The 25788-nt window shown below is 67.9% G+C and carries 19 protein-coding genes; 6 read left to right on the top strand and 13 right to left on the bottom strand.

Annotated elements, in window-relative coordinates; translation table 11 throughout:
- The first annotated feature begins 125 nt into the window (after nt 1-125).
- The 3 genes from OG322_RS18210 to OG322_RS18200 all read left to right on the top strand — a co-directional run bounded on the left by OG322_RS18210 (nt 126) and on the right by OG322_RS18200 (nt 3108).
- A complete protein-coding gene (locus OG322_RS18210; protein ID WP_123460441.1) occupies nt 126-1202 on the top strand; it encodes a ParA family protein in 1077 nt (358 codons plus the stop codon).
- A complete protein-coding gene (locus OG322_RS18205) occupies nt 1199-2290 on the top strand; it encodes a ParB/RepB/Spo0J family partition protein (protein WP_123460442.1) in 1092 nt (363 codons plus the stop codon). The genes OG322_RS18210 and OG322_RS18205 overlap by 4 nt, the downstream gene beginning before the upstream one ends.
- Nucleotides 2291-2490: 200 nt before the next feature.
- Nucleotides 2491-3108, top strand: coding sequence for a GNAT family N-acetyltransferase (locus tag OG322_RS18200; protein WP_123460443.1), 618 nt, complete (start codon nt 2491-2493; stop codon nt 3106-3108).
- Nucleotides 3109-3199: 91 nt separating this feature from the next.
- Here the strand turns inward: OG322_RS18200 and trxA are convergent, their stop codons facing one another.
- From trxA to OG322_RS18165, 7 genes are all read right to left on the bottom strand, one after another.
- Nucleotides 3200-3532 carry a thioredoxin gene (gene trxA, locus OG322_RS18195; protein ID WP_123460444.1) on the bottom strand — a complete coding sequence of 111 codons (333 nt, stop codon included), beginning with the start codon at nt 3530-3532 and terminating at the stop codon, nt 3200-3202.
- Nucleotides 3533-3575: 43 nt separating this feature from the next.
- Entirely contained in the window at nt 3576-4538 is a 963-nt protein-coding gene (trxB, locus tag OG322_RS18190) for a thioredoxin-disulfide reductase (RefSeq protein WP_123460445.1), read from the bottom strand.
- Between the two features lie 133 nt (nt 4539-4671).
- Complete coding sequence (locus OG322_RS18185; protein ID WP_329306682.1) at nt 4672-5607, bottom strand: hypothetical protein; 936 nt, start codon at nt 5605-5607, stop codon at nt 4672-4674.
- Nucleotides 5604-6308 carry an RNA polymerase sigma factor SigM gene (gene sigM, locus OG322_RS18180; RefSeq protein WP_123460447.1) on the bottom strand — a complete coding sequence of 235 codons (705 nt, stop codon included), beginning with the start codon at nt 6306-6308 and terminating at the stop codon, nt 5604-5606. Before sigM ends, OG322_RS18185 begins: the two co-directional genes overlap by 4 nt.
- Before the next feature lie 79 nt (nt 6309-6387).
- A complete protein-coding gene (locus OG322_RS18175; protein WP_123460448.1) occupies nt 6388-8106 on the bottom strand; it encodes a protein kinase family protein in 1719 nt (572 codons plus the stop codon).
- A 128-nt stretch (nt 8107-8234) separates the two neighbouring features.
- Nucleotides 8235-10397 (bottom strand): murein biosynthesis integral membrane protein MurJ, encoded by a 2163-nt coding sequence (gene murJ, locus OG322_RS18170; protein WP_123460449.1) that lies wholly within the window; start codon nt 10395-10397, stop codon nt 8235-8237.
- A gap of 49 nt (nt 10398-10446) precedes the next feature.
- Entirely contained in the window at nt 10447-12744 is a 2298-nt protein-coding gene (locus tag OG322_RS18165) for a DUF6049 family protein (RefSeq protein ID WP_123460450.1), read from the bottom strand.
- 183 nt (nt 12745-12927) lie between these two features.
- Between OG322_RS18165 and OG322_RS18160 the strand changes: the two genes are divergently transcribed.
- On the top strand, nt 12928-14370 hold the full coding sequence (locus tag OG322_RS18160; RefSeq protein WP_123460451.1) for a CCA tRNA nucleotidyltransferase: 1443 nt from the start codon (nt 12928-12930) through the stop codon (nt 14368-14370).
- Between the two features lie 247 nt (nt 14371-14617).
- Here the strand turns inward: OG322_RS18160 and OG322_RS18155 are convergent, their stop codons facing one another.
- From OG322_RS18155 to OG322_RS18145, 3 genes are all read right to left on the bottom strand, one after another.
- On the bottom strand, nt 14618-15886 hold the full coding sequence (locus OG322_RS18155) for an MFS transporter (RefSeq protein WP_329306681.1): 1269 nt from the start codon (nt 15884-15886) through the stop codon (nt 14618-14620).
- A 168-nt stretch (nt 15887-16054) separates the two neighbouring features.
- Complete coding sequence (locus OG322_RS18150) at nt 16055-17137, bottom strand: inositol-3-phosphate synthase (protein WP_123460453.1); 1083 nt, start codon at nt 17135-17137, stop codon at nt 16055-16057.
- Between the two features lie 62 nt (nt 17138-17199).
- Complete coding sequence (locus OG322_RS18145; protein WP_123460454.1) at nt 17200-17904, bottom strand: PadR family transcriptional regulator; 705 nt, start codon at nt 17902-17904, stop codon at nt 17200-17202.
- 401 nt (nt 17905-18305) lie between these two features.
- On the opposite strand from OG322_RS18145, the gene OG322_RS18140 reads away from it, so the two are divergent.
- The gene (locus OG322_RS18140; protein ID WP_329306680.1) at nt 18306-21041 is read left to right on the top strand and encodes a transglycosylase domain-containing protein; all 2736 of its coding nucleotides are present in this window, start codon (nt 18306-18308) and stop codon (nt 21039-21041) included.
- A 135-nt stretch (nt 21042-21176) separates the two neighbouring features.
- Complete coding sequence (locus OG322_RS18135) at nt 21177-22682, top strand: glycosyltransferase family 87 protein (protein WP_123460456.1); 1506 nt, start codon at nt 21177-21179, stop codon at nt 22680-22682.
- A gap of 57 nt (nt 22683-22739) precedes the next feature.
- On the opposite strand, the gene OG322_RS18130 is transcribed toward OG322_RS18135, so the two are convergent.
- The 3 genes from OG322_RS18130 to OG322_RS18120 form a co-directional block, all read right to left on the bottom strand.
- A complete protein-coding gene (locus tag OG322_RS18130) occupies nt 22740-23771 on the bottom strand; it encodes an alanine racemase (RefSeq protein WP_123460457.1) in 1032 nt (343 codons plus the stop codon).
- 143 nt (nt 23772-23914) lie between these two features.
- Nucleotides 23915-25033, bottom strand: a complete 1119-nt coding sequence (locus OG322_RS18125) for a lipid II:glycine glycyltransferase FemX (RefSeq protein WP_123460458.1) — start codon at nt 25031-25033, stop codon at nt 23915-23917.
- Between the two features lie 190 nt (nt 25034-25223).
- Nucleotides 25224-25538 (bottom strand): hypothetical protein, encoded by a 315-nt coding sequence (locus tag OG322_RS18120; RefSeq protein ID WP_123460459.1) that lies wholly within the window; start codon nt 25536-25538, stop codon nt 25224-25226.
- Nucleotides 25539-25788 lie beyond the last annotated feature (250 nt).

Genomic DNA, 25788 nt, shown 5'->3' with positions numbered 1-25788 from the left:
TTATCGGCCGCGGTCGTGCGGCTGCCACGCCTCGCCATCGCAGGCCCGTTAGGGCTACGGAGTTGTCCACAGAAGTGGATTCATCCACAGAAGAGCGGGCCTCGCTGGTTCGCGACCCTGAAAGCATGGCAGGCTCTGCTCATTGCGAGCCTGAAGTCGAGGAGAGTGAATCCTTGCGGTCCGACGCCAACATCGCGGGACCGATGACCGATCCGGTCCCCGGTCCCCGATCCGAATCGGCGGTGGACGGTGTTTCACGTGAAACACCGCCACCGATGGACGACACACCCATCGGTCGCGCGGCCCAGCTGGCGGTCGAGGCCCTTGGCCGCGCCGGCGAGGGGCTGCCGCGGCCTGACCAGACGCGCGTCATGGTGGTGGCCAATCAGAAGGGCGGAGTGGGTAAGACCACCTCGACGGTCAACCTTGCCGCGTCACTTGCCCTTCACGGTGCTCGTGTTCTGGTGGTCGACCTGGACCCGCAGGGGAACGCCTCCACGGCGCTGGGGATTGACCACCACGCCGAGGTCCCCTCGATCTACGACGTTCTGGTGGAGAGCAAGCCGCTCTCCGACGTGGTTCAGCCCGTCCCGGACGTCGAAGGTCTCTTCTGCGCCCCAGCGACCATCGATCTCGCCGGTGCGGAGATCGAGCTGGTGTCGCTGGTGGCGCGGGAGAGTCGACTCCAGCGGGCAATCCAGGCCTACGAGCAGCCGCTGGATTACATCCTCATCGACTGCCCGCCCTCACTCGGTCTCCTGACGGTCAACGCCTTGGTGGCCGGCGCCGAGGTGCTGATCCCGATTCAGTGCGAGTACTACGCGCTGGAAGGGCTTGGGCAGCTGCTGCGCAACGTCGACCTGGTACGGGGGCACCTCAACCCCGACCTCCATGTGTCGACGATCCTGCTCACCATGTACGACGGCCGGACCAGGCTCGCGTCGCAGGTTGCGGAGGAGGTGCGCACCCACTTCGGTAAGGAGGTGCTGCGCACCAGCATTCCGCGCTCGGTGAGGATCTCCGAGGCACCGAGCTACGGGCAGACCGTGCTCACCTATGACCCGGGCTCCAGCGGTTCCCTGTCATATCTTGAGGCGGCACGTGAGATCGCTCTGCGCGGGGCGGGGTTGCAGTACGAGGCGCAGCACGCCCACACGGGCAGTCGGAACAGCCAGCAGAACACTTCGGAGGGGATCCAGTGAGTGAGCGTCGTAGAGGGTTGGGGCGAGGGCTCGGTGCCCTGATCCCCGCCGCTCCGCAGGAGAGGCAGGTGCCGTCCACCGGCGCTGGTGCGTCCTCTCCCGCAACGGCTCCGGTCATGACGGCCGAGCGCGGAGTGGCTGCCGCCAAGGTGACCACGCTCGGCATGGTGCCGGAGCCGAGCGTGCCTGTCTCGGAGCCAGGCGGGGCCGACGGGCCGAGCGAGGTGGCGGGGGCGTACTTCGCCGAGATTCTTCTCGACTCCATCACGCCGAACCCTCGTCAGCCCCGAGAGGTGTTCGACGAGGATGCGCTTGCCGAGTTGGTCACCTCCATCAAGGAGGTGGGCCTTCTTCAGCCTGTCGTCGTGCGGCAGATCGGCCCCGAGCGCTTTGAGCTCATCATGGGCGAGCGGCGCTGGAGGGCCTGCCGTGAAGCCGGTCTGGAGCGGATCCCGTCCATCGTCCGGGCCACGGATGACGAGAAGCTGCTTCTGGACGCGCTCTTGGAGAACCTTCACCGGGCTCAGCTCAACCCGTTGGAGGAGGCGGCGGCGTACGACCAGCTGCTCAAGGAATTCAAGTGCACGCATGACCAGCTGGCCGACCGCATCGGACGGTCCCGGCCGCAGGTGTCCAACACCTTGCGTCTGCTGAGGCTGTCGCCCCCGGTGCAGCGCAGGGTCGCGGCCGGGGTGCTCTCGGCGGGACATGCGCGTGCGCTGCTGTCGGTGGATGACTCCGAGGAGCAGGACAAGCTGGCGCACCGCATCGTGGCCGAGGGGCTCTCGGTGCGTGCGGTCGAGGAGATCGTGACGCTCATGGGCTCCCGGCCCACGAGCGCCTCCAAGGCCAAGGGGCCCCGGGCGGGCGGTCGGCTGTCGCCGGCGTTGTCTGATCTCGCGTCCAGGCTCTCGGACCGCTTCGAGACCCGAGTGAAGGTCGATCTCGGGCAGAAGAAGGGAAAGATCGTCGTCGAGTTTGCCTCGATGGAGGATCTGGACCGCATCCTCGGCAGTCTCGCTCCCGGCGAAGGCCGTGTGCTGGACCACGGCCCGTCGGAGGAGTCGGCAGAGGACGCGGAGAGCTGACGTTCGGAGCGACGCTGGGCGGGCTGTGTTCCGGAAGGACGGAACACAGCCCGCCCTTTGCTTTCTCTCGGTGTCAGCTTGATCCCGTGGTGGATACGATGCGTTCTGGCAGGCCACATCCAGTTGATCCACCTCCGCGAACGGAGTACACCTCCCGTCGCACACGATGCGGCGGGCGAGGGAAGTGAGGAACAGCCTTCATGGGGCGTCGGCTCGCACCGCTCACGCTGGACAACCTTCCCGATCTTCCCGAGCGCTGCCGCTCCTGTGTCTTCTGGGAACTTGATCCGGTGCGTGGGGCAGCTGCGGTCAAGGCCGGCAGGCCTGGGGCCGAGAAGGAGGCCTGGATCTCCAGCGTCCTGCTGGAGTGGGGATCCTGCGGCCGTGTCGTCTACGTCGATGATGTCCCGGTCGGCTTCGTTCTCTACGCACCTCCGGCCTACGTTCCGCGGGCTGCGTCCTTTCCGACAAGCCCCGTCTCCCCCGATGCCGTCCAGCTGATGACTGCCTTGATCCTGCCGGGCTACCAGGGGCAGGGCCTCGGCCGGGTCATGGTGCAGACCGTCGCCAAGGATCTGCTCAGTCGCGGATTCAAGGCGATCGAAGCATTCGGGGACGCCCGCTGGAAAGAGCCCGCCTGCGTGCTGCCCGCAGACCATCTGCTGGCAGTGGGATTCAAGACCGTACGAACGCATCCGTCTCACCCGAGGCTGAGACTGGAGCTGCGTACGACACTTTCGTGGAAGGAAGATGTCGAGCTGGCCCTGGACCGGCTGCTGGGTGCGGTCCAGAAGGAGCCGGCACTGCGACCGCTGTGATCCGAGATCCGTAGGTGCCGTGAAACGTGAAACGGGCCCATCCCCGAGGGGTGGGCCCGTTTCACGTGAAACATCGGACGGCGGTACTGCCTTACTCGGTGATGAAAGCATCCAGGTCGCGGAGGATCGCGGCCTTCGGCTTGGCGCCGACGATGGTCTTGGCGACCTCGCCGCCCTGGTAGACGTTCAGCGTCGGGATGGACATGACGCCGTACTTGGCAGCGGTGGCCGGGTTCTCGTCGATGTTGAGCTTGACGATCTCGATCCGGTCGCCGTGCTCAGCCGCGATGGCCTCCAGGGAGGGGGCGATCTGGCGGCACGGACCGCACCAGGCGGCCCAGAAGTCCACCAGTACGGGCTTGTCGCTCTTCAGGACGACCTCGTCGAACGAGTCGTCAGTCACGTTCTTCAGCGCGCCGGCCACGGCGGCCTCCTTAACTTCGCGGGGTGTGGGGGTGAGGCTTGGATCAGACGGTGGCTGCGGCAGCCTTCTCGTCGTCGGCGAGCGCGGCAAGGAAGCGCTCGGCATCGAGTGCGGCGGAGCAGCCGGTGCCGGCAGCGGTGATGGCCTGCCGGTAGGTGTGGTCGACGACGTCGCCGGCGCCGAAGACACCGGTGACGTTGGTGCGCGTCGAGGGGGCCTCGACCTTGAGGTAGCCCTCGTCGTCGAGGTCGAGCTGTCCCTTGAAGAGCTCGGTGCGCGGGTCATGGCCGACTGCGATGAACAGGCCGGTCACGGGCAGCTCGGAAGTCTCACCGGTCTTGGTGTTGCGCAGGGTCAGACCGGAGAGCTTCTGCTCGCCGTGGACCCCGGCTACCTCGCTGTCCCAGGCGAACTTGATCTTCGGGTCCGCGAAGGCGCGGTCCTGCATGGCCTTGGAGGCACGCAGCGAGTCGCGGCGGTGGACGATGGTGACCGACTTGGCGAAGCGGGAGAGGAACGTTGCCTCCTCCATCGCGGTGTCGCCGCCGCCGACCACGGCAATGTCCTGGTCCTTGAAGAAGAACCCGTCACAGGTCGCACACCAGGAGACGCCGCGTCCGGAGAGGGCGTCCTCGTTGGGCAGACCGAGCTTGCGGTGCTGCGAGCCGGTGGTGACGATGACGGCCTTGGCGCGGTGCACCGTACCCGCGGTGTCGGTGACGGTCTTGATGTCACCGGTGAGGTCGACGGAGACCACGTCGTCCGGGATGAGCTCGGCACCGAAGCGCTCGGCCTGGGCGCGCATGTTGTCCATGAGCTCCGGGCCCATGATTCCGTCCTGGAATCCGGGGAAGTTCTCCACGTCGGTCGTGTTCATCAGCGCGCCACCGGCGGTGACGGCACCCTCGAAGACCAGCGGCTTCAGCGAGGCGCGCGCGGTGTAGAGGGCGGCTGTGTAGCCCGCGGGGCCGGAGCCGATGATGATCACATTACGCACGTCGCTCACGGGTTTCTTCCTCGTCTCTGCAGACTGCCTACTGTCCACGCCTACTGGGGTCGGTTCAACGACTCTCACCCCACCCAACGGATCCTACGGGGGATGCATTCCCGACGTGCCGGGGCGGCATCTCGCGTGATGCTCAGGGGCGGGCGTAGGCATGGGTCAGCAAGAGCTTCCCCTTGGCTGGAGGGTCTGCGGCGACGCATGCCGCATCGACGACGTAGGCCTCGACACGGCTCGCATCGGTGGGGTGAGGAAGGACAACGAGGAAGGCATCCGCGCCTTCGTAGGTGCCCTTCTCGACGGCGAGGGCGGCGGCGTTCCGCCCGATGCCCTGCTCAACACAGGAAGGGATGACCACAACGGGAGCGCGAAGCGGCGCTTGCGGTGACGCGGACCCGGGAGAAGCGGTCTCCGGCGAGGACTTCGTATCGATGGACGGTGCCTGCTTCCCGCCGTCCGACTCCTTTGGGCTCGACGGGTCCGTGCGGGAGCTCAGGAGACTATGGACACGCTCTTCGAGCGTGGAGTGCGAGAACGTTTGTGAGCTTGCCTTCGAGGCGTCGGCTCCGCGGTCTGAGGCACTGAGGTCGGCGGAGTTCTGGGACGAGGAGACGTTCTGCAGCAGGAAGACGCTCACACCGACCGCGGCGGCGCCCAGTGCGGTGCCGAGCACCGCCGTGCGGCGGCGTCGCCGCACCGACCGCCGGCCGGGACCGGTGGCGGCACGTGAATGTCCGGCGGGGCGGTCCGCGAGGTCCTGCACCGTGGCAGCGTGCTCTGTTTCACGTGAAACATCTGTCTCAACGTCGGATGCAGTGGAAACGGCACGGGCTTCGTCGGCCAGCGCGGCATCGATGCGGTCCGCTATATCGATGGGCATGGTCTGCGGGGCAGGCATGGAGCCCAGCAGACTGCGAATCTCCTCCAGCGACGCCTGGACGTCGGAGCAGAGCTCACAGCTGTCCACATGGCGGCGGACATCCGCTGTGCGGGGCGGTGAGAGCACGCCTTCGGTGAGGTCGGAGATCTCTGAGACGTCCGGGTGCTGCGTTGTGTCGGCCGTCGATGTCATGTGCGCCCACCTCCGCCCTTCACTCCAGCTGGATCGCTCGTTGCCGCATCTCTTGGTCCCGCTGCCGGTGGGACGGATGTTCTCGGTGGCCGGTTCCTTTCCGTCTTCCGTTCATCGCCGTCTCCGGTTTCCCTGCGGAGATGGGTGAGCAGCGGGGCCAGTCGGGCACGGCCCCGGGCGCAGCGGCTCTTCACGGTGCCGACCGGTACGTCGAGGATGCGGCCCGCCTCTGCCACCGGGTAGCCCTGCATATCGACGAGGACGAGTGCCGCGCGCTGCTCGGCGGGGAGGGTGGCGAGTGCCGCGAACAGTTCGCGGTGCAGGTCCTGCCGCTCGGCCGGCGCCTCGGCGGACTCGTGCGGCTCCAGCAGCTGGTCGAGCCGCTCCGGATCGTTGACGGGAGAGGTCTTCCGCGAGGACGCCTTGCGGACCCGGTCGAGACAGGCGTTGACGGTGATGCGGTGCAGCCAGGTGGTCACGGCGGACTGGCCACGGAAGGTGTGGGCGGCGCGAAAGGCGGAGACCAGGGCGTCCTGCACGGCGTCGGCCGCCTCCTCGCGGTCGCCCAGCGTTCGCAGAGCCACGGCCCACAGCCGGTCGCGATGACGCCTGACGAGCTCGCCGAAGGCGTCGGGTTCACCGGCTACATGGCGAGCGAGGAGGTCTGAGTCGCTGAGTTGCTCGGACGGCTCGGCGGCCACCTCCCCCTCCCTCCCTCTCTGAGTCAAGGTGCGTCTGTCTATCACGGTTCCCGTGAGGAGGGGGAGGGGGCAGAGTCGGTCAGCCGAGAACTGAGATCTCCGAGATGCCTCCGCGGTAGCCGCTGCCGGTGTCGTCCGAGGGGAGCTCCGTGATGTGGATGAGGACGTAGCGGGTCCGCACCGGCTTGGTGAGGGTCTCCTTGAGGCTGCTTCCCGCCGTTCCGAGCTGGGTGAGGCGCTGTGGGAAGTCCGAGAGGGACGAGGGTGCGGAGGCGCTCTCGTCGGCCGCCAGTACCTCGGCCTTCTGCCCGCTGCGATACATGGTGATGTCGATGCCCGAGACGTCCTTCACGCTTCCCAGGTCAACGACTATGCCGCTGCCGTCCTTGCGCGACGGGAGGTTGCCGAAATTCGCGTAGCCCTGGTAGCGCGGAGTGATCCACGAGGTGTCAGGCTTGCCGTCGATGGCATTCGGTACGGCCTCCTGCTTGATCCCGGACCCACTGGGCATGAACTCCGCCGCATCGGTGATCCGCAGGGGCACGGCAGGAGGCGGCGGGACTTCGTCACCGTTCCGCGGGTCGCTCTGCGTGGTACCGGGGTCACCCGAGCTGTTGTCCTTGTCCAGGAGGGTCTCGGCGAGCTGCCAGCTACCGAGACCCAGTGCGGCGATGAGCAGCGCGGACACGGCCCACTTGAGGGCCTTGCCCGTGCGGCTCTGGAGCGGGGCGGGCGGTATGACGTGCACGGACTGGGTGGGCGGGGCGCCCGGCCCGGCCGGGCGGCCGTAGGTGCCTTGCTGGTACGTGGTCCGCTGGTACTCGGGCGGTGCGGTGAACGTGGGCTCGGGCGGGCGGATGCGGGGCATCGCCGCGACGGCCCTCGCGAGCTCGTCCGGGGTGGTGCACGGCTGCTCCTGGCGGGAGGCCGTGGCTCCGTCGTTGGCGAGCGCCCGCATGGCGATCTCGGAGAGACCGCGGTGGACGCCGGCCCGCACCTGGTCGGGTGCGATCAGGCCCACGCCCTTGGGAAGTCCGGTGAGGCCGTAGGCGTCGCTCTCGTACGGCCAGCGCTGGGTCAGCGCGGCGTAGAGCAGGGCGCCGATCGCTTCGGTGTCGGCGCGCTGGGGGCTTTCGGACGTGATGCCCCGCAGCGCGGCGTTCACCGCGAGGCCGCGGATCCGGTACTGGCCCGAAGAGCTGCGCAGCACCGCTCCGGGAGTGAGCCTCAGATGGGCCAGCCCCTCACGGTGTGCGGCCGCCATGGCCTGGGAGATCTGACTGACGAGCTGGTAGGCGTCGTGGGCGTCCATCGGGCCCGCGCCCAGCAGGGCGGTGAGCTCGGTGGCGTCCGGAAGCCACTCGTGGACGACGTAGACGAGGTCGTTCTCCTCCACGGCATCGAGGACCTGCACGAAGCGGGGGTCGCCGAGCAGCGCGGAGGAACGGGCCGCGGCCAGCACCGAGCGGGCTCGCGGATGGTCGGCGGGAAGGAGATGGACGCCCACCGCGCGGCGCAGTTTCTCATCGACAGCACGCCAGCTGCTGAACCCGTCCAGACGGGTGACGCACTCCTCCAGCCGGTAGCGCCCGGCAAGTTTGTGACCACTGTGCAGGTCAGGGGTCGACACGGGGTCTTCGGAGCCTGTCGGCTCGTCCACCGCTTCCTGGGGGCCTGCGCCCGTTGAATCCTGAGCTTCTGCCGTGCCGTCGGTCGTGGCCTCGTCCGCCTTGGCGGACAGCGGCTCGTCACCGCTGTTGTCGGCCACGTCAACGGCAGCCGTGCTACGTTCCGCCACCGTCGTTCCTGCCTCCCCATCCGTTGCGCGATGCCAGCCAGCTCTGCACAGTCTCGCCAATTGTGCCCATACTCCGGCACCATGCACGACACGCGGGGACCGGCGATGGTTGTGCGGGCCGGTGATCCTCAGCGGCCGAGCCGTCCCCGGATCATGCCGACCATGCCGTTGATCTCTTCGATCCGCATCCGCTTAGCCGCGACGACGAAGACTCCCAGCAGTACGATCCCACCGCAGACCAACGCGATGAGCGAGCCGGAGGCGCCGTCGCCGAGCACGTGGAGAAGAGCGAATCCCACGCCGCCGCCGATCACTGCCCCAGGAATCGCGGCGAGGCACAGCCGGGCGTAGGTGCGCAGGACGTGGGCGCCGTCCAGATCGCCGCCCAGACGGTTGCGCAGCCGGCGCCACGCGATGCCGACGCCGACGGCGTAGGCGAGGCCGTAGGAGCCCGCCATGCCGACCACGGCCCACTGGGCGGGCAGAACGAGGTAGCAGATGGCCGAGGCGGCTGCGTTGACCACGGCGACGATGACGGTGTTGTAGAAGGGGGTGCGGGTGTCCTCGTAGGCGTAGAACCCTCGCAGCACCACGTACTGCACCGAGTAGGGGATCAGCCCGAGGCCGAAGGCCATCAGGATGAATCCCATGGAGCGGGCAGCCTCGGGGCCACTGGAGGCATAGAGCAGCGTGCACATCGGAACGCCCAGGGCGAGGAACGTGAACGCGACCGGCACGATGGCCACGGCGGAATTGCGCAGGCCCTGCGAGATGTCGTCGCGGACCGCGCCGGGGTCGTTGTCGTGTGCGGCACGGGAGATACGGGGCAGCAGGGCGGCCATGACCGAGACGGTGATGATCGCTTGCGGCATGCCCCAGATCAGCTGGGCGTTGGAATAGGCCAGGATGCCCGCCCCGTTCCTGCCCGACTCCTTGCCGGCCGCGGTCGCGAGCTGGGTGACGATGAGGACACCGGCCTGGTTGGCGAAGACGAACAGGACCGTCCACTTCGCCAGCTTGACCGTCTTGCCGAGCCCGTGGCCCTTCCAGTCGAAGCGCGGCCGGAACCGGAATCCGGCCTCGCGCAGGTACGGGATCATGGCCAGGGACTGGACGATCAGGCCCAGCAGGGTGCCGATGCCCAGCAGCCGGACACCTTCCGGCGGGATCGTCTGGACGCCCATGTGGGACTCGTGCGAGGTGCCGTAGACCCAGATGAACATGCCGAAGGTGAAGATCATGACGATGTTGTTGAGGACCGGGGTCCACATCATCGCGCCGAACTTTCCGCGGGCGTTGAGGATCTGGCCCATCACGACGTGCACACCCATGAAGAAGATGGTGGGCAGGCAGTACCGGGCGAAGGTGGTGGCCACGTTGTTGGCGGCGGGGTCGTTCGCGATCGGCAGCGACATCAGCCGGATGAGCCAGGGCGCGGCGAAAACGGCGAGGGCGACGATCAGGCCGAGCGCGACCATCACGAGGGTCAGCAGCCGGTTCGCATAGGCCTCGCCGCCGTCCTCGTCGTCCTTCATGGAGCGGACGAGCTGGGGGACGAACACCGAGTTGAGGCCGCCGCCCACGGTGAGGATGTAGATCATCGTCGGCAGCGTGTACGCGATGGTGAAGCTGTCGCCGAGCAGGGCCGCGCCGAGCGCCGCGGTGATCACCAGACTGCGTACGAATCCGGTGAGCCGTGAGACGAGGGTGCCGGCCGCCATGACCGCACTGGACTTCAGCAGGCCGGAGGCCCGGCCGCCGCCCCCGGACTTCGGCGGTACGGGTGCGGGGGCCGGCTCGGGCCTGGCCGGGCCGGGCGATCCCGCCGGGCCCTCCTGGTCCCTGAAGAGGTGGGCGAACGCATCGGGTTCGTCGCGGTCCGCCGAGGCCTGGGTGACGAGATCGTCCACGCCGACGAACTGGGTGGTCGCGGCGTCGTCGCCGTACGGCAGATGCCGGGACGGACCGTCGGGCTCGGGCGGCGGGGTCTGTGCCCAGATCCGGGGGTCGGGGGCGTACGGGGCCGCGGGCGGCTGCTGGTAGAGCGGCTGGGGCTGCTGATAGGTGCCAGGAGGCGGCGGCGGATGCGCGGCGCGGTCGTACAACGCCTCGCCCACCGGATCCTGCGCCGAGAGGTCCTGGGCCCGGTAGGGGTCGTAGTCGTACGCGGCCTGCAGATACGGATCGGGTGCCGGTGGCACCTGCTCCGGCCCAGGGGGCACCGGAGGACCGCCGGAAGACCCAGCTCCGCCCGTACCCTGACCGCGGTCACCGTCGTACGGCGCGTTCATCGAAACCCCACCTCATCGTCCCCGGCCGACCGGCCACGACAGACATCGCTCAACGGTCCACTTTCTCACCCGTGCCCGACGGCTCCGCGCTTTCGGGACCGGTGTCCGGCGTCGGGTCACTCGGCTGCTCGGGTTCACTGCCGTCGTCGCCCGCCGCGCCGCCCGCGTTGGCGCGCTTGCGATGTGCATACATCCTGATGCCGGCGAGGACCAGCAGCAGCAGCCCGCCGGCGATCACGAGAAGCACGGTCGGTGTCAGCTCGGACACCTTCACGGTGAAGTTCATCTCCGCGCCGTACGGTGTCCCGTCCTCGGTGTACAGCTGTCCGGTCATCTGGACCTGACCGTTGATGTTGGCCGCGGCGTCGAACTTCACGGACTGACTGTGACCGCCGGCGATCTGGATCGGCTGCTCCGCCACGGCACCGTCGTCGTTCAGCTTGAGGCGTGTCGCGTTCTCCGACCTCAGCCGCAGTACCAGATGGTCGACATCCTGAAGCAGTCTGTTCTGCACCGTCACGGGGATGGTGGCGCTGCGGCCGGACAGGGTGACGTCCGACTTGGAGATGAGCTGGACCTCATTGACGAGGCTCTGCAGATAGGTACGCACCGAGTCCCGGTACTGCTGGGCCTCCAGGGGCTTGCCCCGCCACGACGTCGACATGGAGCGGTTGACCGCGTTGCCGAAGGGGGTCACCACTCGCTCGGGCTGGGTGAGGATGACCTGGAAGTTGTTGAGGGAGGCCTGGGTGGACTTGATGTCCTGGAAGGCCTGGGTGGGCAGCTCCTGGCTGCGCAGCTTCTTCGGGTACCGGGACGCCCGCGGGACCTCTGTGGTCGCCTTCGCGTCGGGCTTCGCCTCCGCCGCCTGGACCAGCCCCTGGGACTGCGTCCAGCGGCCGTCGTCGAGGGCGTGCAGGGCACGGGCCATCGACTGGGCCTGGGCGACCGTCGGCATCCGCTGGGGTGCGACGACGACGCTTCGGTCCTCGTCCGTGTCCTGCTCGGCCAGAGAGAGCGTGAGGGCGAGGAACTTCTGCACGGCGAGCGTGGAGTCCCCGGCCTTCGTCATGTCGCCCTGGAACGCCGTGGAGAGCCGGGCGTCGGAGACCACGGCGGTCGTGCCGCCGCCGATCGGCCGGGCGGCGGTGGGCGTGTACACCAGGTCGCCGGTCTCCTGAAGGCTGTCGCTGCGGGCGATCACGTTGTGGGCGCCGGCCGAGGTGGCGACGTCCACGATGGAGGGGTCGACGGCACCGTCCACCGGCCATGCGAAGTCCGTCGACGGCTTCAGGTGCAGGATCGTCTGCACGGTCGTCGCGGCCACCTCGCTGGCGTTCTGGAGGTGGCTCAGGGTGCCCGACACGTTCTTGCCGCGGTGCGCGATCGAGGCCAGGTCGGGATCCCCGAACGGCAGCGCGATGACCTTGCCCTCGGTCACCGCCGCTTCCAGTGAGGTGAGCCACTGCTTGGCCACGTTCTGATTCGTACCGGCGATCGTGGTGTCACCGGACTTGACCCGGTAGTCCCGTGTCATCGCGTCGACACTGGCCAGCAGATCCGGGTCGATGACCCAGGTCACGGGCAGCTGCCTGCCCAGCGACACCATCTGTTCCAGCCGACCGCCGGGCGCGATCTCGGCGGCCAGGTCGTCGTCGGCGAACACCGGGGTCTGCTGGGAGTCGGAGCCGGTCTCCGCGGTGAGGTGCGCCGATGCGATCAGGGGCCAGGCGTAGCTGATCCGGGGCTTGGAGTCGCTGTCCGTGCTCTGCCAGGGGAGGAACGTCCGCTTGATCCCGAGCACCTGGTCGTACAGAGCATGGGGCGTCCGGCCCGACAGGGTGACGCCGAGCTGGTACACGCCGTCGTCGCCGAGCCCCAGCTTGCTGACGGGCACGGACAGGGTGAAGTCCTGGCTGATCCCGGAGGGAAGCTTGGCGATCTTGACCGTGTACTTGCCGCCGACCGGCGACGGGTCGGCGCCGGGCAGGTATCCCGTGCGCCGGTTGGCCGCGTCGATCGAGGTCCTGCTGAAAAGCCGGGGCCCCACGCGCAGATCGACCTGAGCCGCGGTGACGGTCTCCTTGCCCTTGTTGGTCAGAGTGCCGGAGACGGTGAGTGTGTCCCCCTTCACAGGGGCGCTCGGAGTCACCGTGTCCAGGGACACCGCGACGGTGCCGGAACCCGTCGGGGCCTTGCTCGTCTCGCCGGCCTGCGCCACCGGGGCGGTCACCCCGGCCAGCAGGGCGGCGACGAGCGGAGCCCCGGCAAGCACGGCGGCTGTGCGCCGCAGCCACCGGCGGGCAGGAGAGGGATTCATCCCCTGGAAGTCTGCCGCCTCGGCCACGCGCCTACCCGTCCCTCGTCGTCGTGAGCTGCTGTCGATCGTCGTCCGTTGCTGCGTCCACGCATGGTAACGATGTGCGCGGGGCCCGAGTGCTGGGGAGTGCGGCACATGATCGGGAGAGTCTCGCAGGGCTGAAGGAAACCATGACGCCCGGGCCGGTCCGGGCACGTACCCTTTTCTGTTGTGCCGAACGCCAATGAAGACAACTCCAGCGCCCTGACCCAGGTGCAGCACCGCGCAGTCAGTGAACTGCTCCGGGTGTCCCCGGTCGCCGACGACCTCGCCCGCCGATTCCAGGATGCCGGATTCAGTCTCGCCCTGGTCGGCGGCTCGGTCCGGGACGCACTTCTCGGCAGGCTCGGGAACGACCTGGACTTCACGACCGACGCCCGTCCCGAGGCCGTCCTGAAGATCGTCCGGCCATGGGCTGACTCGGTGTGGGAGATCGGGATCGCCTTTGGCACGGTGGGCGCCCAGAAGGACGGCTACCAGATCGAAGTCACCACATACCGGTCCGAGGCGTACGACCGAACCTCGCGCAAGCCGGAAGTTTCCTACGGCGACTCCATCGAGGAAGACCTCGTCCGCCGTGATTTCACGGTCAACGCGATGGCCGTCGCGCTGCCGCAGAAGGACTTCATCGACCCGCACGGTGGCATCGAGGACCTGGCGGAGTGCGTCCTGCGCACCCCCGGAACGCCTGAGGGATCTTTCTCCGACGATCCCCTGCGTATGCTGCGCGCCGCACGCTTCGCCGCGCAGCTGGACTTCGAAGTGGCTTCCGATGTCGTCGCGGCGATGACGGAAATGGCGGACCGGATCGAAATCGTCTCCGCCGAGCGGGTCCGTGAGGAGCTCAACAAGCTCCTGCTCTCCTCGCACCCCCGGAAGGGGCTGGCGCTCCTTGTCGACACGGGACTGGCACAGAAGATCCTTCCCGAGCTTCCCGCGCTCCGGCTGGAAAGTGACGAGCATCACCGTCACAAGGATGTGTACGAGCACTCTCTGACCGTTCTGGAGCAGGCGATCGACCTGGAGGAGGACGGTCCGGACCTCGTTCTGCGTCTTGCCGCCCTCCTGCATGACATCGGCAAGCCGAGGACCCGGCGCTTCGAGAAGGACGGCCGGGTCTCCTTCCATCACCACGAGGTCGTGGGCGCCAAGATGGTCAAGAAGCGGATGACCGACCTCAAGTACTCCAACGACATGGTCAAGGACGTCTCGAAACTGGTGGAGCTGCATCTGCGCTTCCACGGGTACGGCGACGGGGAGTGGACCGACTCGGCGGTCCGCCGCTATGTGCGTGACGCCGGTCCTCTGCTGGATCGGCTGCACAAGCTCACCCGCTCGGACTGCACCACGCGCAACAAGCGCAAGGCCGCCGCCCTCTCCCGGACCTATGACGCGCTGGAGGAGCGCATCGCGCAGTTGCAGGACAAGGAGGAGCTCGACGCGATTCGGCCGGACCTGGACGGCAACGAGATCATGCAGATCCTGAGCGTCGGACCGGGACCGGTCATCGGCAAGGCGTACGCGTTCCTGCTGGAACTGCGCCTGGAGAACGGGCCTCTGGGGCATGACGAGGCAGTGGCGGAGCTAAAGAAGTGGTGGGAATCGCAGAGCTGAGCCCCGCGAAGGCGGTACGGCCGCGAGGGCTGCCGGTCATGTTTCACGTGAAACATGACCGGCAGTGCATACGCTGAGGGTGCTGTTTCACGTGAAACAGCACCCTCGGCCGGTTCTGCGTCCGGCGCCGGGGGATCAGCCCGTCGGCTTGATCGGCCTGAGGCAAAGCACCAGCGGCATCCCCTGCGAGGGCGGACCGCCTGGCGGGCTGCCCTCAGGGTTGCTGACCGTGATGCGGGCACGCGCGCTATAGAACCTCACCGGCCCGGCTCCAGCGGAACAGGGCCGCGGCCACCACGGCGTAGAGCACGGCCACTCCGATCACGACCGCTGCCGACTTCCCGTCAGGAGGCAGGACCAGGGCGGAGACTGCGGCGGCGCCCACGAACGCCACGTTGAACAGCACGTCGTAGAGCGAGAAGATCCGGCCGCGGAAGGCATCGTCCACCGAGGTCTGCACCACCGTGTCCGTCGCGATCTTCGCCCCCTGGGTGACGAGTCCGAGCACGAACGCGGCGACGAGCACCGGCGCGGGGGTGAACCACAGCCCCAGTGCCGGCTCAAGGACGGCGGCCGCCGCCGCGCACACCATCATCCAGCGGAACCGGCCGAGCCGTGCCACGGCCCAGGGGGACAGCACCGCCGCCGCGAAGAACCCCGCACCGGATACGCCCACCGCCAGCCCGAGCAGGGCCAGTCCGTGGGACTCGGTGTCGGCCCAGGCGTACCGGCACAGCATCAGGACCGTGACGGTCAGCGCCCCGTAACAGAAGCGGATCACCGTTATGGCGGCCAGCGCCCGTGCGGCATGCTTGCGTTCCGCCAGATGGCGCAGTCCGGCGCCGAGCCCGCGGGCGGTCGTGGCCAGGGCCCTGCTCAGGTGGAGACGGCCGCTGCTCCGCTCCGGTCCGAGAAGTCCGGTGGCAAGGCTCAGGGACGCTACCGCCGAGGCAAGGTAGAGCCCCGCTCCCAGCAACACCACCGCCGCATCGGAGTCCGCCAGCAGCAGTCGTACGACGAAGGCGAGGCCACCGCCCGCCGTCGCGGCGAGTGTGCCCGCGGTCGGGGAGAGGGAGTTGGCCAGCACCAACCGGTCCCGGTCGACGACACGCGGCAGGGCGGCGGAGAGGCCGGCCAGGACGAAGCGGTTCACCGCGGTGACACACAGGGCCGAGGCGTAGAAGAGCCAGTCGGGGGCGGAGCCGATGATCAGGAGTGCGGTGCAGCACGCGAGTGCGGCGCGCAGCAGATTGCCGTAGAGGAAGACCTGACGGCGGGGCCAGCGGTCCAGCAGCACTCCGGCGAACGGGCCGATGAGTGAGTAGGGCAACAGGAGTACGGCCATCGCGGAGGCGATGGCGCCCGCCGATGCCTGTTTCTCCGGGGAGAAGACCACGTGCGTCGCGAGGGCCACCTGATAGACGCCGTCGGCCGACTGGGACAGCACCCGTACGGCCAGCAGGCGGCGGAAGTTCCGAAGACGCAGGAGAACGCACAGGTCACGCACGACGGGCATGGGAGCAAGGGTCACATACGTTGAGGGTCCCCGGGCGGATTGCCCGGGGACCCTCAACGGTGCGGGAGCCAAGGAGCGTTACCGCTCCCCGCTGCGCCGCGCCGACGTACCTGGGGCCGTTCGTCTGGATTCGGCCTGAACCAGACAGGAGGCCCTATTCAGGTGGCGTCAGTTGGAGACCTCGCCCTTGATGAACTTCTCGACGTTCTCGCGAGCCTCGTCGTCGAAGTACTGGACCGGCGGGGACTTCATGAAGTACGAGGACGCGGAGAGGATCGGGCCGCCGATGCCGCGGTCCTTGGCGATCTTCGCAGCGCGGACGGCGTCGATGATGACACCGGCCGAGTTCGGGGAGTCCCAGACCTCGAGCTTGTACTCCAGGTTCAGCGGAACGTCACCGAAGGCGCGGCCCTCAAGGCGCACGTACGCCCACTTGCGGTCGTCCAGCCAGGCCACGTAGTCCGACGGGCCGATGTGGACGTTGTCCGCACCGAGCTCGCGGTCACGGATCTGCGAGGTGACGGCCTGCGTCTTGGAGATCTTCTTGGACTCAAGGCGCTCACGCTCGAGCATGTTCTTGAAGTCCATGTTGCCGCCGACGTTCAGCTGCATCGTGCGGTCCAGGACAACGCCCCGGTCCTCGAACAGCTTCGCCATCACGCGGTGCGTGATGGTGGCGCCGACCTGCGACTTGATGTCGTCGCCGACGATCGGGACACCGGCCTCGGTGAACTTGTCCGCCCACTCCTTGGTGCCGGCGATGAAGACCGGGAGGGCGTTGACGAACGCGACCTTGGCGTCGATGGCGCACTGCGCGTAGAACTTCGCAGCGACCTCGGAACCGACGGGCAGGTAGCAGACCAGCACGTCGACCTTGCGGTCCTTGAGGATCTGGACGATGTCGACCGGGGCCTCGGTCGACTCCTCGATGGTCTCGCGGTAGTACTTGCCGAGCCCGTCGTGGGTGTGGCCACGCTGGACGGTCAGTCCGGCGTTCGGCACGTCGCAGAGCTTGATGGTGTTGTTCTCGCTGGCGCCGATGGCGTCCGAGAGGTCGAGGCCGACCTTCTTCGCGTCGACGTCGAAGGCGGCGACGAACTCGACGTCCCGTACGTGGTACTCGCCGAACTGGACGTGCATCAGACCGGGCACCTTGCCGGCCGGATCGGCGTCCTTGTAGTACTCGACGCCCTGGACCAGCGAGGCGGCGCAGTTGCCCACGCCGACGATGGCTACGCGAACCGAACCCATTCCGGTTGCTCCCTGTGTGTAATGGATGTTCCTGATGAGGTCCCCGCGGATCTGCGGGGACCTCACTTGGCGGTGTCGCCGGACGGATCCGGCGGGTTGTTACCCCGCCGGGGCAGGCCGTCCGGCTCTCCTGCGGTGTTCTGCTGAGCTGAGCCCTCGGGCGAGGATCGTCGCTGATCCCGTCCCGACCGCTCGCTCTCGATGAGCTCGTTCAGCCAGCGCACTTCGCGCTCCACGGACTCCATGCCGTGTCGCTGAAGCTCAAGTGTGTAGTCGTCGAGTCGCTCGCGGGTGCGGGCCAGAGAGGCGCTCATCTTCTCGAGACGTTCCTCCAGCCGGCTGCGACGGCCTTCCAGCACCCGCATCCGCACCTCGTGCTCCGTCTGTCCGAAGAAGGCGAAACGAGCAGCGAAGTGCTCGTCCTCCCAGGAGTCGGGGCCGGTGTGCGAGAGCAGCTCTTCGAAGTGCTCCTTACCTTCCGCCGTCAATCGATAGACGATCTTGGCGCGGCGCCCTGCCAGAGAAGAGGAAGGGGCCACAGCACGGCCGGAGCCGGGCGGAAGATCTGCCGGAGCGTTTCCCGGCTCCTCGATCAACCAGCCGTTGGCGACCAGCGTCTTGAGGCAGGGATAGAGGGTTCCGTAGCTGAAAGCACGGAAGATCCCCAGCGATGTGTTGAGACGTTTACGCAGCTCGTAGCCGTGCATCGGGGACTCACGAAGCAGTCCGAGGACAGCGAACTCGAGGATGCCGGAGCGTCTGCTCAACCTCGCCTCCTCCTTCTCCGAGTGCTCTCGCTGTCCCTGTGCTCAGCCGATATGCCGAGCCGATGTACCGAGCTGATGTATCGACTCGATACATCAGCACGATAGATCGGACTCCGGGTTGGGGCAAGGGGGGCCTTAGTGAGCGGCGTCACATCGCTAATTCTTAGGAACCGACTTGCGTAATTTGAGGTGAAGTTCGGTCCTAGGCGGGTTTTGACCGTGCGTAGTCTGTGCGGCATGCAGACCACCGGGAACCGTGTGACGCCCGACCGCGTCAGTCTCCGCGGACTGACCGGATGCACTGCGGACGAGCCCGTCGCAGGGATGGTCCGTCATTCGGGGGGACCGGATCTCAACTGCCGCTTCCAGGCGTTCTCGCCTGCCCGAGGAGTAGTCGTTCGATGAGCGAGCACCGTCGCAAAACGCCGCAACCGCAAGGTGGCGGGCGCGCCGCGACCAGACGAGCCACCCAGCAGTCCTCAGGACGCCGCGCGGCACCGTCACACGGAGTCACATCTGAGTCACCTTCCGGTTCGCACGGCGAGGACGCCCCGTACGGCGGGCGTGCCGCTGCGAGACGGGCCGCCCAGCGCGGCTCCGGCGGCCGCGGTGGTTCCGACGGCGGAGGGCGCCGCCGCGGCGGTGGCGGCGACGGGCCGGAGGGCCCCGACCGGGGCCGCGGGCGCGGAAACCAGCGCCCGGCCAAGAAACGCTTCATCGACTACCCGCGTGCCGGTAAGTACGGCGTGCGGCGCTGGGTGCCGTCGTGGAGGCTGGTCTCCAGCCTCTGCATCGGCTTCCTCGGCCTTCTGATGGGACTCGCCGGCCTCGCGTACGCGATGGTCGCCAAGCCCGAGGTGAAGGCGGCCGCGAAGGCGGAGAACAACGTCTACTACTGGGCCGACAACACACAGATGGTCGCCACCGGTGGTGAGGTCAACCGGCAGGTCATCGGCTACGAGCAGATCCCCGAGGCGATGCGCAACGCGGTCATCTCGGCGGAGAACAAGTCCTTCGACCACGACAAGGGCATCGACCCGATGGGTATCGCGCGCGCCCTGGTCAACATGGCCAAGGGCGGCCAGACCCAGGGTGGCTCGACCATCACCCAGCAGTACGTCAAGAACTCGCGGCTCTCCCAGGAACAGACCCTGAGCCGGAAGTTCGAGGAGCTCTTCATCACGCTGAAGGTCGGCAAGGAGGAGGACAAGAAGACGGTCATGGCCGGGTACCTCAACGTCTCGTACTACGGACGGGGCGCGTCAGGTCTCCAGGCGGCGGCCCGTACGTACTACGGCAAGGACGCCAAGAACCTGAACCCGAGCCAGTGCGCCTTCCTCGCGACCCTGCTCAAGGGCGCCGGCTACTACGACCCGGCCGGTGTCCCGGAGGTCGACCCGAAGGAAGCCACCCGGGAGAAGAACCTGGACCGGGCGACGAAGCGCTGGAAGTGGATCCTCGACGAAGAGGTGAAGGACGGCCGGATGAAGAAGTCCGAGCGCGACAAGTACCAGGACTTCCCGATGCCCGATCCGCCGAAGAAGGACGCCCAGCTGGGCGGCCAGACCGGCTACCTGGTCGACCTCGCCAAGTCGTACTTCCTCAACAACAACACTCACCACGTCACCGCCGAAATGCTCAGCCAGGGCGGGTACGAGATCCACACGACCTTCGACAGGGAGAAGGTCGGACAGCTCAACAAGGCGGTCAAGAGGGTCTACGACGAGAAGATGGACCCCAAGAAGCGCCCCGACAAGGACACTCACGTCCAGTTCGGTGGCGGGTCGGTCGATCCGGAGACCGGCGCCATCAAGGCGATCTACGGCGGCAAGGACGCGACCCAGCACTACACCAACAACGCCGACCCGACGGGCGCCGCGGTCGGTTCGACCTTCAAGCCCTTCGTGCTGGCAGCCGCGATGGAGTACGGGAAGCGGGACCCCGCGGGCATTGCGGATCAGGGCGATTCGCAGCGTAAGAAGGTCTCGCCGAAGAGCATCTACAACGCCGACAACAAGCTCAAGATCAAGAAGTACAACGGCGACATCTGGACCGACGAGAACGGCAAGGAGTGGCTGCAGACCAACGACGGGAACGAGTCGCGAGGCGACATCACCCTTCGTGAGGCCATGCAGTGGTCCGCCAACTCCCCCTACGTCCAGCTGGGCATGGACGTAGGCACCGACAAGGTGAAGAAGGCGGCCATGGCGGCCGGTCTGAAGGACGACAGGAACATGGCGGACTCGAACGTTCCGTCGTTCTCCATCGGTACGTCCTCGCCGAGCGTGATCCGGATGGCCGGCGCGTACGCCACGTTCGCGGCCAGCGGCCAGCAGCGCGAGCCGTTCTCGGTCACCCAGGTGAAGAAGCTCGGCAACGTGATCTACCAGCACGAGACGGTCACCAAGCACGCCTTCGACAATGTCGTCGCCGACAACGTGACCGACGTGCTCAAGAACGTCGTCGAGAAGGGCACGGGTACGCCCGCCAAGCTCCCGGGCCGTGATGTGGCGGGCAAGACGGGTACGACGGACGACAACCTCTCCGCCTGGTTCGTCGGCTACACCCCGCAGTTGTCGACCGCGATCAGCATGTACCGGCTGGACGACAACGAGAAGCACAAGAACCGCAAATTCGAGAAGATGTACGGGACCGGCGGTGAGGAGAAGATCCACGGCGCCTCGTTCCCGGCCCAGATCTGGCACGACTACATGGCCGAAGCGATGAAGAACGAGAAGGTCGTGGCGTTCCCGAAGGCGGAGCCGATCGGCGAGACGCTCTACGGAGGCGGCGCGAGCAGCCCCGAGCCGACGCCCAGCTACACGCCTCCCCCGAGCCCGCCCCCGTCGCCGTCCGACACGCCCACACCGAGTGCCCCGACCTCTCCGTCACCCGACCCGTCCGAGACCTGTGGCACATGGGACTGGCCCTGCCAGAACGACGGTGGCGGTACGTCTGAGGGCGGGGACAACGGCGGCACCGATTCCGGCACGACCGGCGGCACGCCCGGCACGTCGGCGGGCAACGGCGATCCCGGCGGCTCCAGTCCGCCCCCCGGCGACGGCGGTAATGGCAACGGCAATGGCAACGGCAATGGCAACGGCAACGGCAATATCTTCGGTGGCCCGGCCGGGTAGCGCCCGGCAGGCAGCACCGTTCGCCCGGCCCGCAGGCCGGCGCGAGGCGATCCGAGGGACATGACGAGGGCCGCCGCACCCCAGGGTGCGGCGGCCCTCGACGTTCGCACAGCCCGGTACGGCAGGATGTGCGGCATGCCAAGTGCAGAGGACACGAGCGTGCATCAGGAACGGTCCGTCGTACGGCCCACGCGCGAGGACGAGGTCGCCGCGGCCGGCAGCGAGCTGATCGGTGGGAGGTCGGGCCGCTGGTCGCGGCTCGGCAGTACCGCGCTCACCCCCGTGGGCGCCGTCGCGCTGGTGGCGCTCGGGATGTTCGCGCTCGGCATGGTGCAGAAGCTGCCCTGCTACAACTGGGCCTGGTTCCAGGGCGCCGGCTCCCAGTACACCCACGCCTGCTACTCGGACATTCCGCATCTGTACGCCGGACGCGGCTTCTCCGACGGCCTGGTGCCCTACTTCGACCGGCTGCCCGGCGATATGCAGTATCTGGAGTACCCCGTGCTGACGGGGGTGTTCATGCAGATCGCCTCCTGGCTGACCCCGGGTGGTTCGATCCAGCACCAGGAGCAGGTGTACTGGCTGGTCAACGCGGGCATGCTGATGATCTGCACCGCGATCATCGCCGTGTGTGTCGCGCGCACGCACCGGCGCCGCCCCTGGGACGGCCTCCTGGTGGCGCTCGCGCCCGCCTTCGCCCTCACCGCCACGATCAACTGGGATCTGCTGGCCGTCGCTCTCACGGCCGCGGCGATGCTCATGTGGTCCAGGAGCCGGCCGTTGGCGTTCGGCATCCTGATCGGGCTGGCCACGGCCGCCAAGCTGTATCCCGTGCTCCTGCTGGGCCCGGCCTTCGTGTTGTGCTGGCGGGCCGGGAAATGGCGGGCGTTCGGGGTGGCGACGCTCGGCGCGGCGGCATCCTGGCTGGTGGTCAACCTGCCGGTGATGGTGTTCGCGCCCGAGGGGTGGAAGAAGTTCTACACCTTCAGTGAGGAGCGCTCGATCGACTTCGGCTCCTTCTGGCTGATCATCACACAGCGCACCGGTACCGCCATCGAGGTCAGCACGGTCAACACCGTCTCGACCCTGGCGACGGTCGCGCTGTGCGCCGCCATCGGCGCGCTGACGCTGACAGCGCCGCGCAGGCCACGGTTCGCGCAGCTCGCGTTCCTCGTCGTGGCGGTGTTCATCCTCGTGAACAAGGTCTATTCACCGCAGTACGTGCTGTGGCTGATCCCCCTCGCCGTGCTGGCCCGGCCGCGCTGGCGGGACTTCCTGATCTGGCAGGCGTGCGAGGTCATGTACTTCCTGGGGATCTGGATGTACCTCGCCTACACGACGAGCGGTGACAAGCACCAGGGCCTGCCGACGGAGGGCTATCAGCTGGCCATCGCCCTGCATCTGCTCGGCACGCTGTACCTCTGCGCCGTGGTCGTGCGGGACATCCTGATGCCGGAGCGGGACGGTGTGCGGCGCGACGGATCGGACGATCCGTCGGGCGGGGTGCTTGACGGGGCGCCGGACGTCTTCGTGCTGGGCCACGCGGCCGCGCATCCGCCGCGCAACGCCGCGCTCACGGTCGAGGGGCCGCGCGTGGAGTGGGGCCCCCGGGGTACTCCGGGTACTCCGGCCGCCGACTGAGCAACGGCACGGGGCAGGCGCTCCGGGGCCGCCGTCGTCGCGGCGGCCCCGGGCGGCTCAGCGGTCGACGAGGCGGTCGAACTGCGTGGTGGTGTGGCGCAGGTGGGCCACCAGCTCGTCGCCGACCCTCGGCTCCTCGGCGTCCGAGGGCACGAACAGGATCGACACCTGCATGTGCGGCGGCTCGGCGAACCAGCGCTGCTTGCCGGCCCAGACGAACGGCGACAGATTGCGGTTGACGGTGGCCAGGCCCGCACGGGCGACCCCCTTGGCGCGCGGCATCACGCCGTGCAGCGCCTTCGGGGCCTCCAGGCCCACCCCGTGCGACGTTCCGCCCGCGACGACCACCAGCCAGCCGTCGGAGGCGGCCTTCTGCTGCCGGTAGCCGAACCGGTCTCCCTTGACGACGCGCGTGACGTCGAGCACGGCTCCCCGGTACTCCGTCGCCTCGTGGTCGCCGAGCCAGAGCCGGGTCCCGATGCGGGCGCGGAAGCGGGTCTGCGGGAACTGCTGCTGAAGCCGGCCCAGCTCCTCGGCCCGGAGATGGCTGACGAACATCGTGTGCAGCGGCAGCCGCGCCGCCCGGAGACGGTCCATCCAGGCGATGACCTCCTCGACCGCGTCCGAGCCGTCCGTGCGGTCCAGCGGCAGGTGCAGGGCGAAGCCTTCGAGCCGTACGTCCTCGATGGCTGCGTGCAGCTGTCCGAGCTCCTCCTCCTTGACGCCGTGCCGCCTCATCGAGCTCATGCACTCAATGACGACCCGGGCGCCCACCAGGGCGTGCACGCCGTCCACGGACGACACGGAACGGATGACCCGGTCGGGCAGCGGCACCGGCTCCTCACCCCGCCGGAACGGTGTGAGCACCAGCAGATCGCCGCTGAACCAGTCCTTGATCCGCGCTGCTTCGTAGGTGGTGCCGACCGCGAGCGTGTCGGAGCCGAAGCGGATCGCCTCGTCGGCCAGCCGTTCGTGGCCGAAGCCGTACCCGTTGCCCTTGCAGACCGGTACGAGCCCGGGGAACTGGTCGAGCACGGATTTCTGGTGCGCCCGCCAGCGCGCGGTGTCGACGTACAGGGAGAGCGCCATGGCCGGTCCGGAACCTTTCTGGTGGCTGCGGTGTATCAGAGGTATGAGGAGCTTCTTGAAGAGCCCATTGACTTCACGAACGCGTTGACTTCACGAACCCATTGAAACGAATGAAGCCGGTTTCGTCAGCCTTGCGCCGCGGATCAGCGGCGGGACATGTACATGTCGAGCGCTTTGTGCAGCAGCTTGTTGAGCGGGAAGTCCCACTCGCCGAGGTACTCCGCCGCCTGACCGCCGGTGCCGACCTTGAACTGGATCAGCCCGAAGAGGTGGTCGGTCTCGTCCAGGGAGTCGGAGATGCCGCGCAGGTCGTAGACGGTGGCGCCCATGGCGTACGAGTCACGGAGCATCCGCCACTGCATCGCGTTCGAGGGCCGGACCTCGCGCTTGTGGTTGGCCGAGGCGCCGTAGGAGTACCAGACGTGGCCGCCGACGATCAGCATGGTCGCGGCCGCGACGTTCTCGCCCTCGTGGCGGGCGAAGTACAGCCGCATCCGGTTGGGGTCCTCGTTGTTGAGGGCCGTCCACATGCGCTGGAAGTAGCCGAGCGGGCGCGGCCGGAAGTGGTCTCGCTCGGCCGTGATCTCGTACAGCCGCTGCCACTCGGCGAGCTCGGCGTAGCTGCCCTGGACGACCTCGACGCCGGCCTTCTCGGCCTTCTTGATGTTGCGTCGCCAGAGCTGGTTGAAGCCCTTGTGGACGTCTTCGAGCGAACGGTTCGCCAGCGGCACCTGGAAGATGTAGCGGGGCTGTACGTCACCGAAGCCGGCGCCGCCGTCCTCGCCCTGCTGCCACCCCATCTTCCGCAGCCGGTCCGCGACTTCGAAGGCGCGGGGCTCGATGTGGGTGGCCTCGACGTCGCGCAGGCGCTTCACGTCGGGGTCCTGGATTCCGGCCTTGATCGCGTGGGCGTCCCAGCGGCGGATGACGACCGGCGGGCCCATCTTCACCGAGAAGGCGCCCTGCTGCTTGAGGTGCGTCAGCATCGGCTGCAGCCAGTCGGCCAGGTTCGGGGCGTACCAGTTGATGACCGGGCCCTCGGGCAGATAGGCGAGGTATCGCTTGATCTTGGGCAGCTGCCGGTAGAGCACCAGGCCGGCGCCGACGAGCTCGCCGCTCTTGTCGAACCAGCCCAGGCTCTCCGAGCGCCACTCGGCCTTCACATCCGCCCATGCCGGCACCTGCATGTGACTCGCCGCGGGCAGACTCTGGATGTACGCCAGATGCTGCTCTCGGCTGATGGTCCTCAGGGTCAGGCTCATGCGGGGCGCTCCTCGGCAGGTGTGTCCCCATCGGTCAGGGGCTCCGGCTCTCGCGCCGAAGCCTACTGTGACCGGGAAGCGCGCGGTCTGGCCCTGTCGTACCCGGACGGTTCCGGCAGGTGGTGCGGGGGGCGGCGCCGGGCTGCGACGCCGCCCCGAGCCAGTGCCGGGACCGCTGATTCCGGCGTACTCAGCCCACCACGCCGCCGAAGAGACCGCCGTGGGCCATGCCGAGGAAGAACCCGATGGCGGAGGCTCCCATACCGAGGATCAGCGGGAACCTCTCCCGCGTCGTCACGGAGATGTACTGCCCGTACGCGCCTACGAGAATTCCGACGAGCCCGGCCCACGAGCTGATCAGATGCAGGCTGTGGAACATCGCCGTCACGAACGCGAGGACGCCGAGAGCCAGCGTTACCGCAACCAGGGCGTTCTGGAGCGGATGGGCCTTTCCGTCCGTGGCGAAGAGGGAGACGGACGAGCGGGGTCGCACTGCGTGTGCCATGGAGTACCTCCTGGCCGAAAGGCGGCGCATCGTGGCGCCGCTCACACCCGATGTGTACAGATTGCGTCTCCTGACCACCGGATTTCAACCGGAAGCCTGTCTACAGGTACTCTGGACGGTCTGCACCGGTGTCTGCCCAGGCCACCACAGGTCAGCCCCTTCTCGAAGGAGGGCGTTGTCAGTGGCGGCTGTTTTACTCGGAGACACTGTTGCTCACGCATCACGACCCTCCTGCCACGGAACGACCGTG

Source organism: Streptomyces sp. NBC_01260 (assembly GCF_036226405.1).
Classification (GTDB): Bacteria; Actinomycetota; Actinomycetes; order Streptomycetales; family Streptomycetaceae; genus Streptomyces; species Streptomyces laculatispora.
The sequence above is the reverse complement of the archived record's forward strand: the minus strand, read 5'-3'. Positions and strand labels throughout refer to the sequence as shown.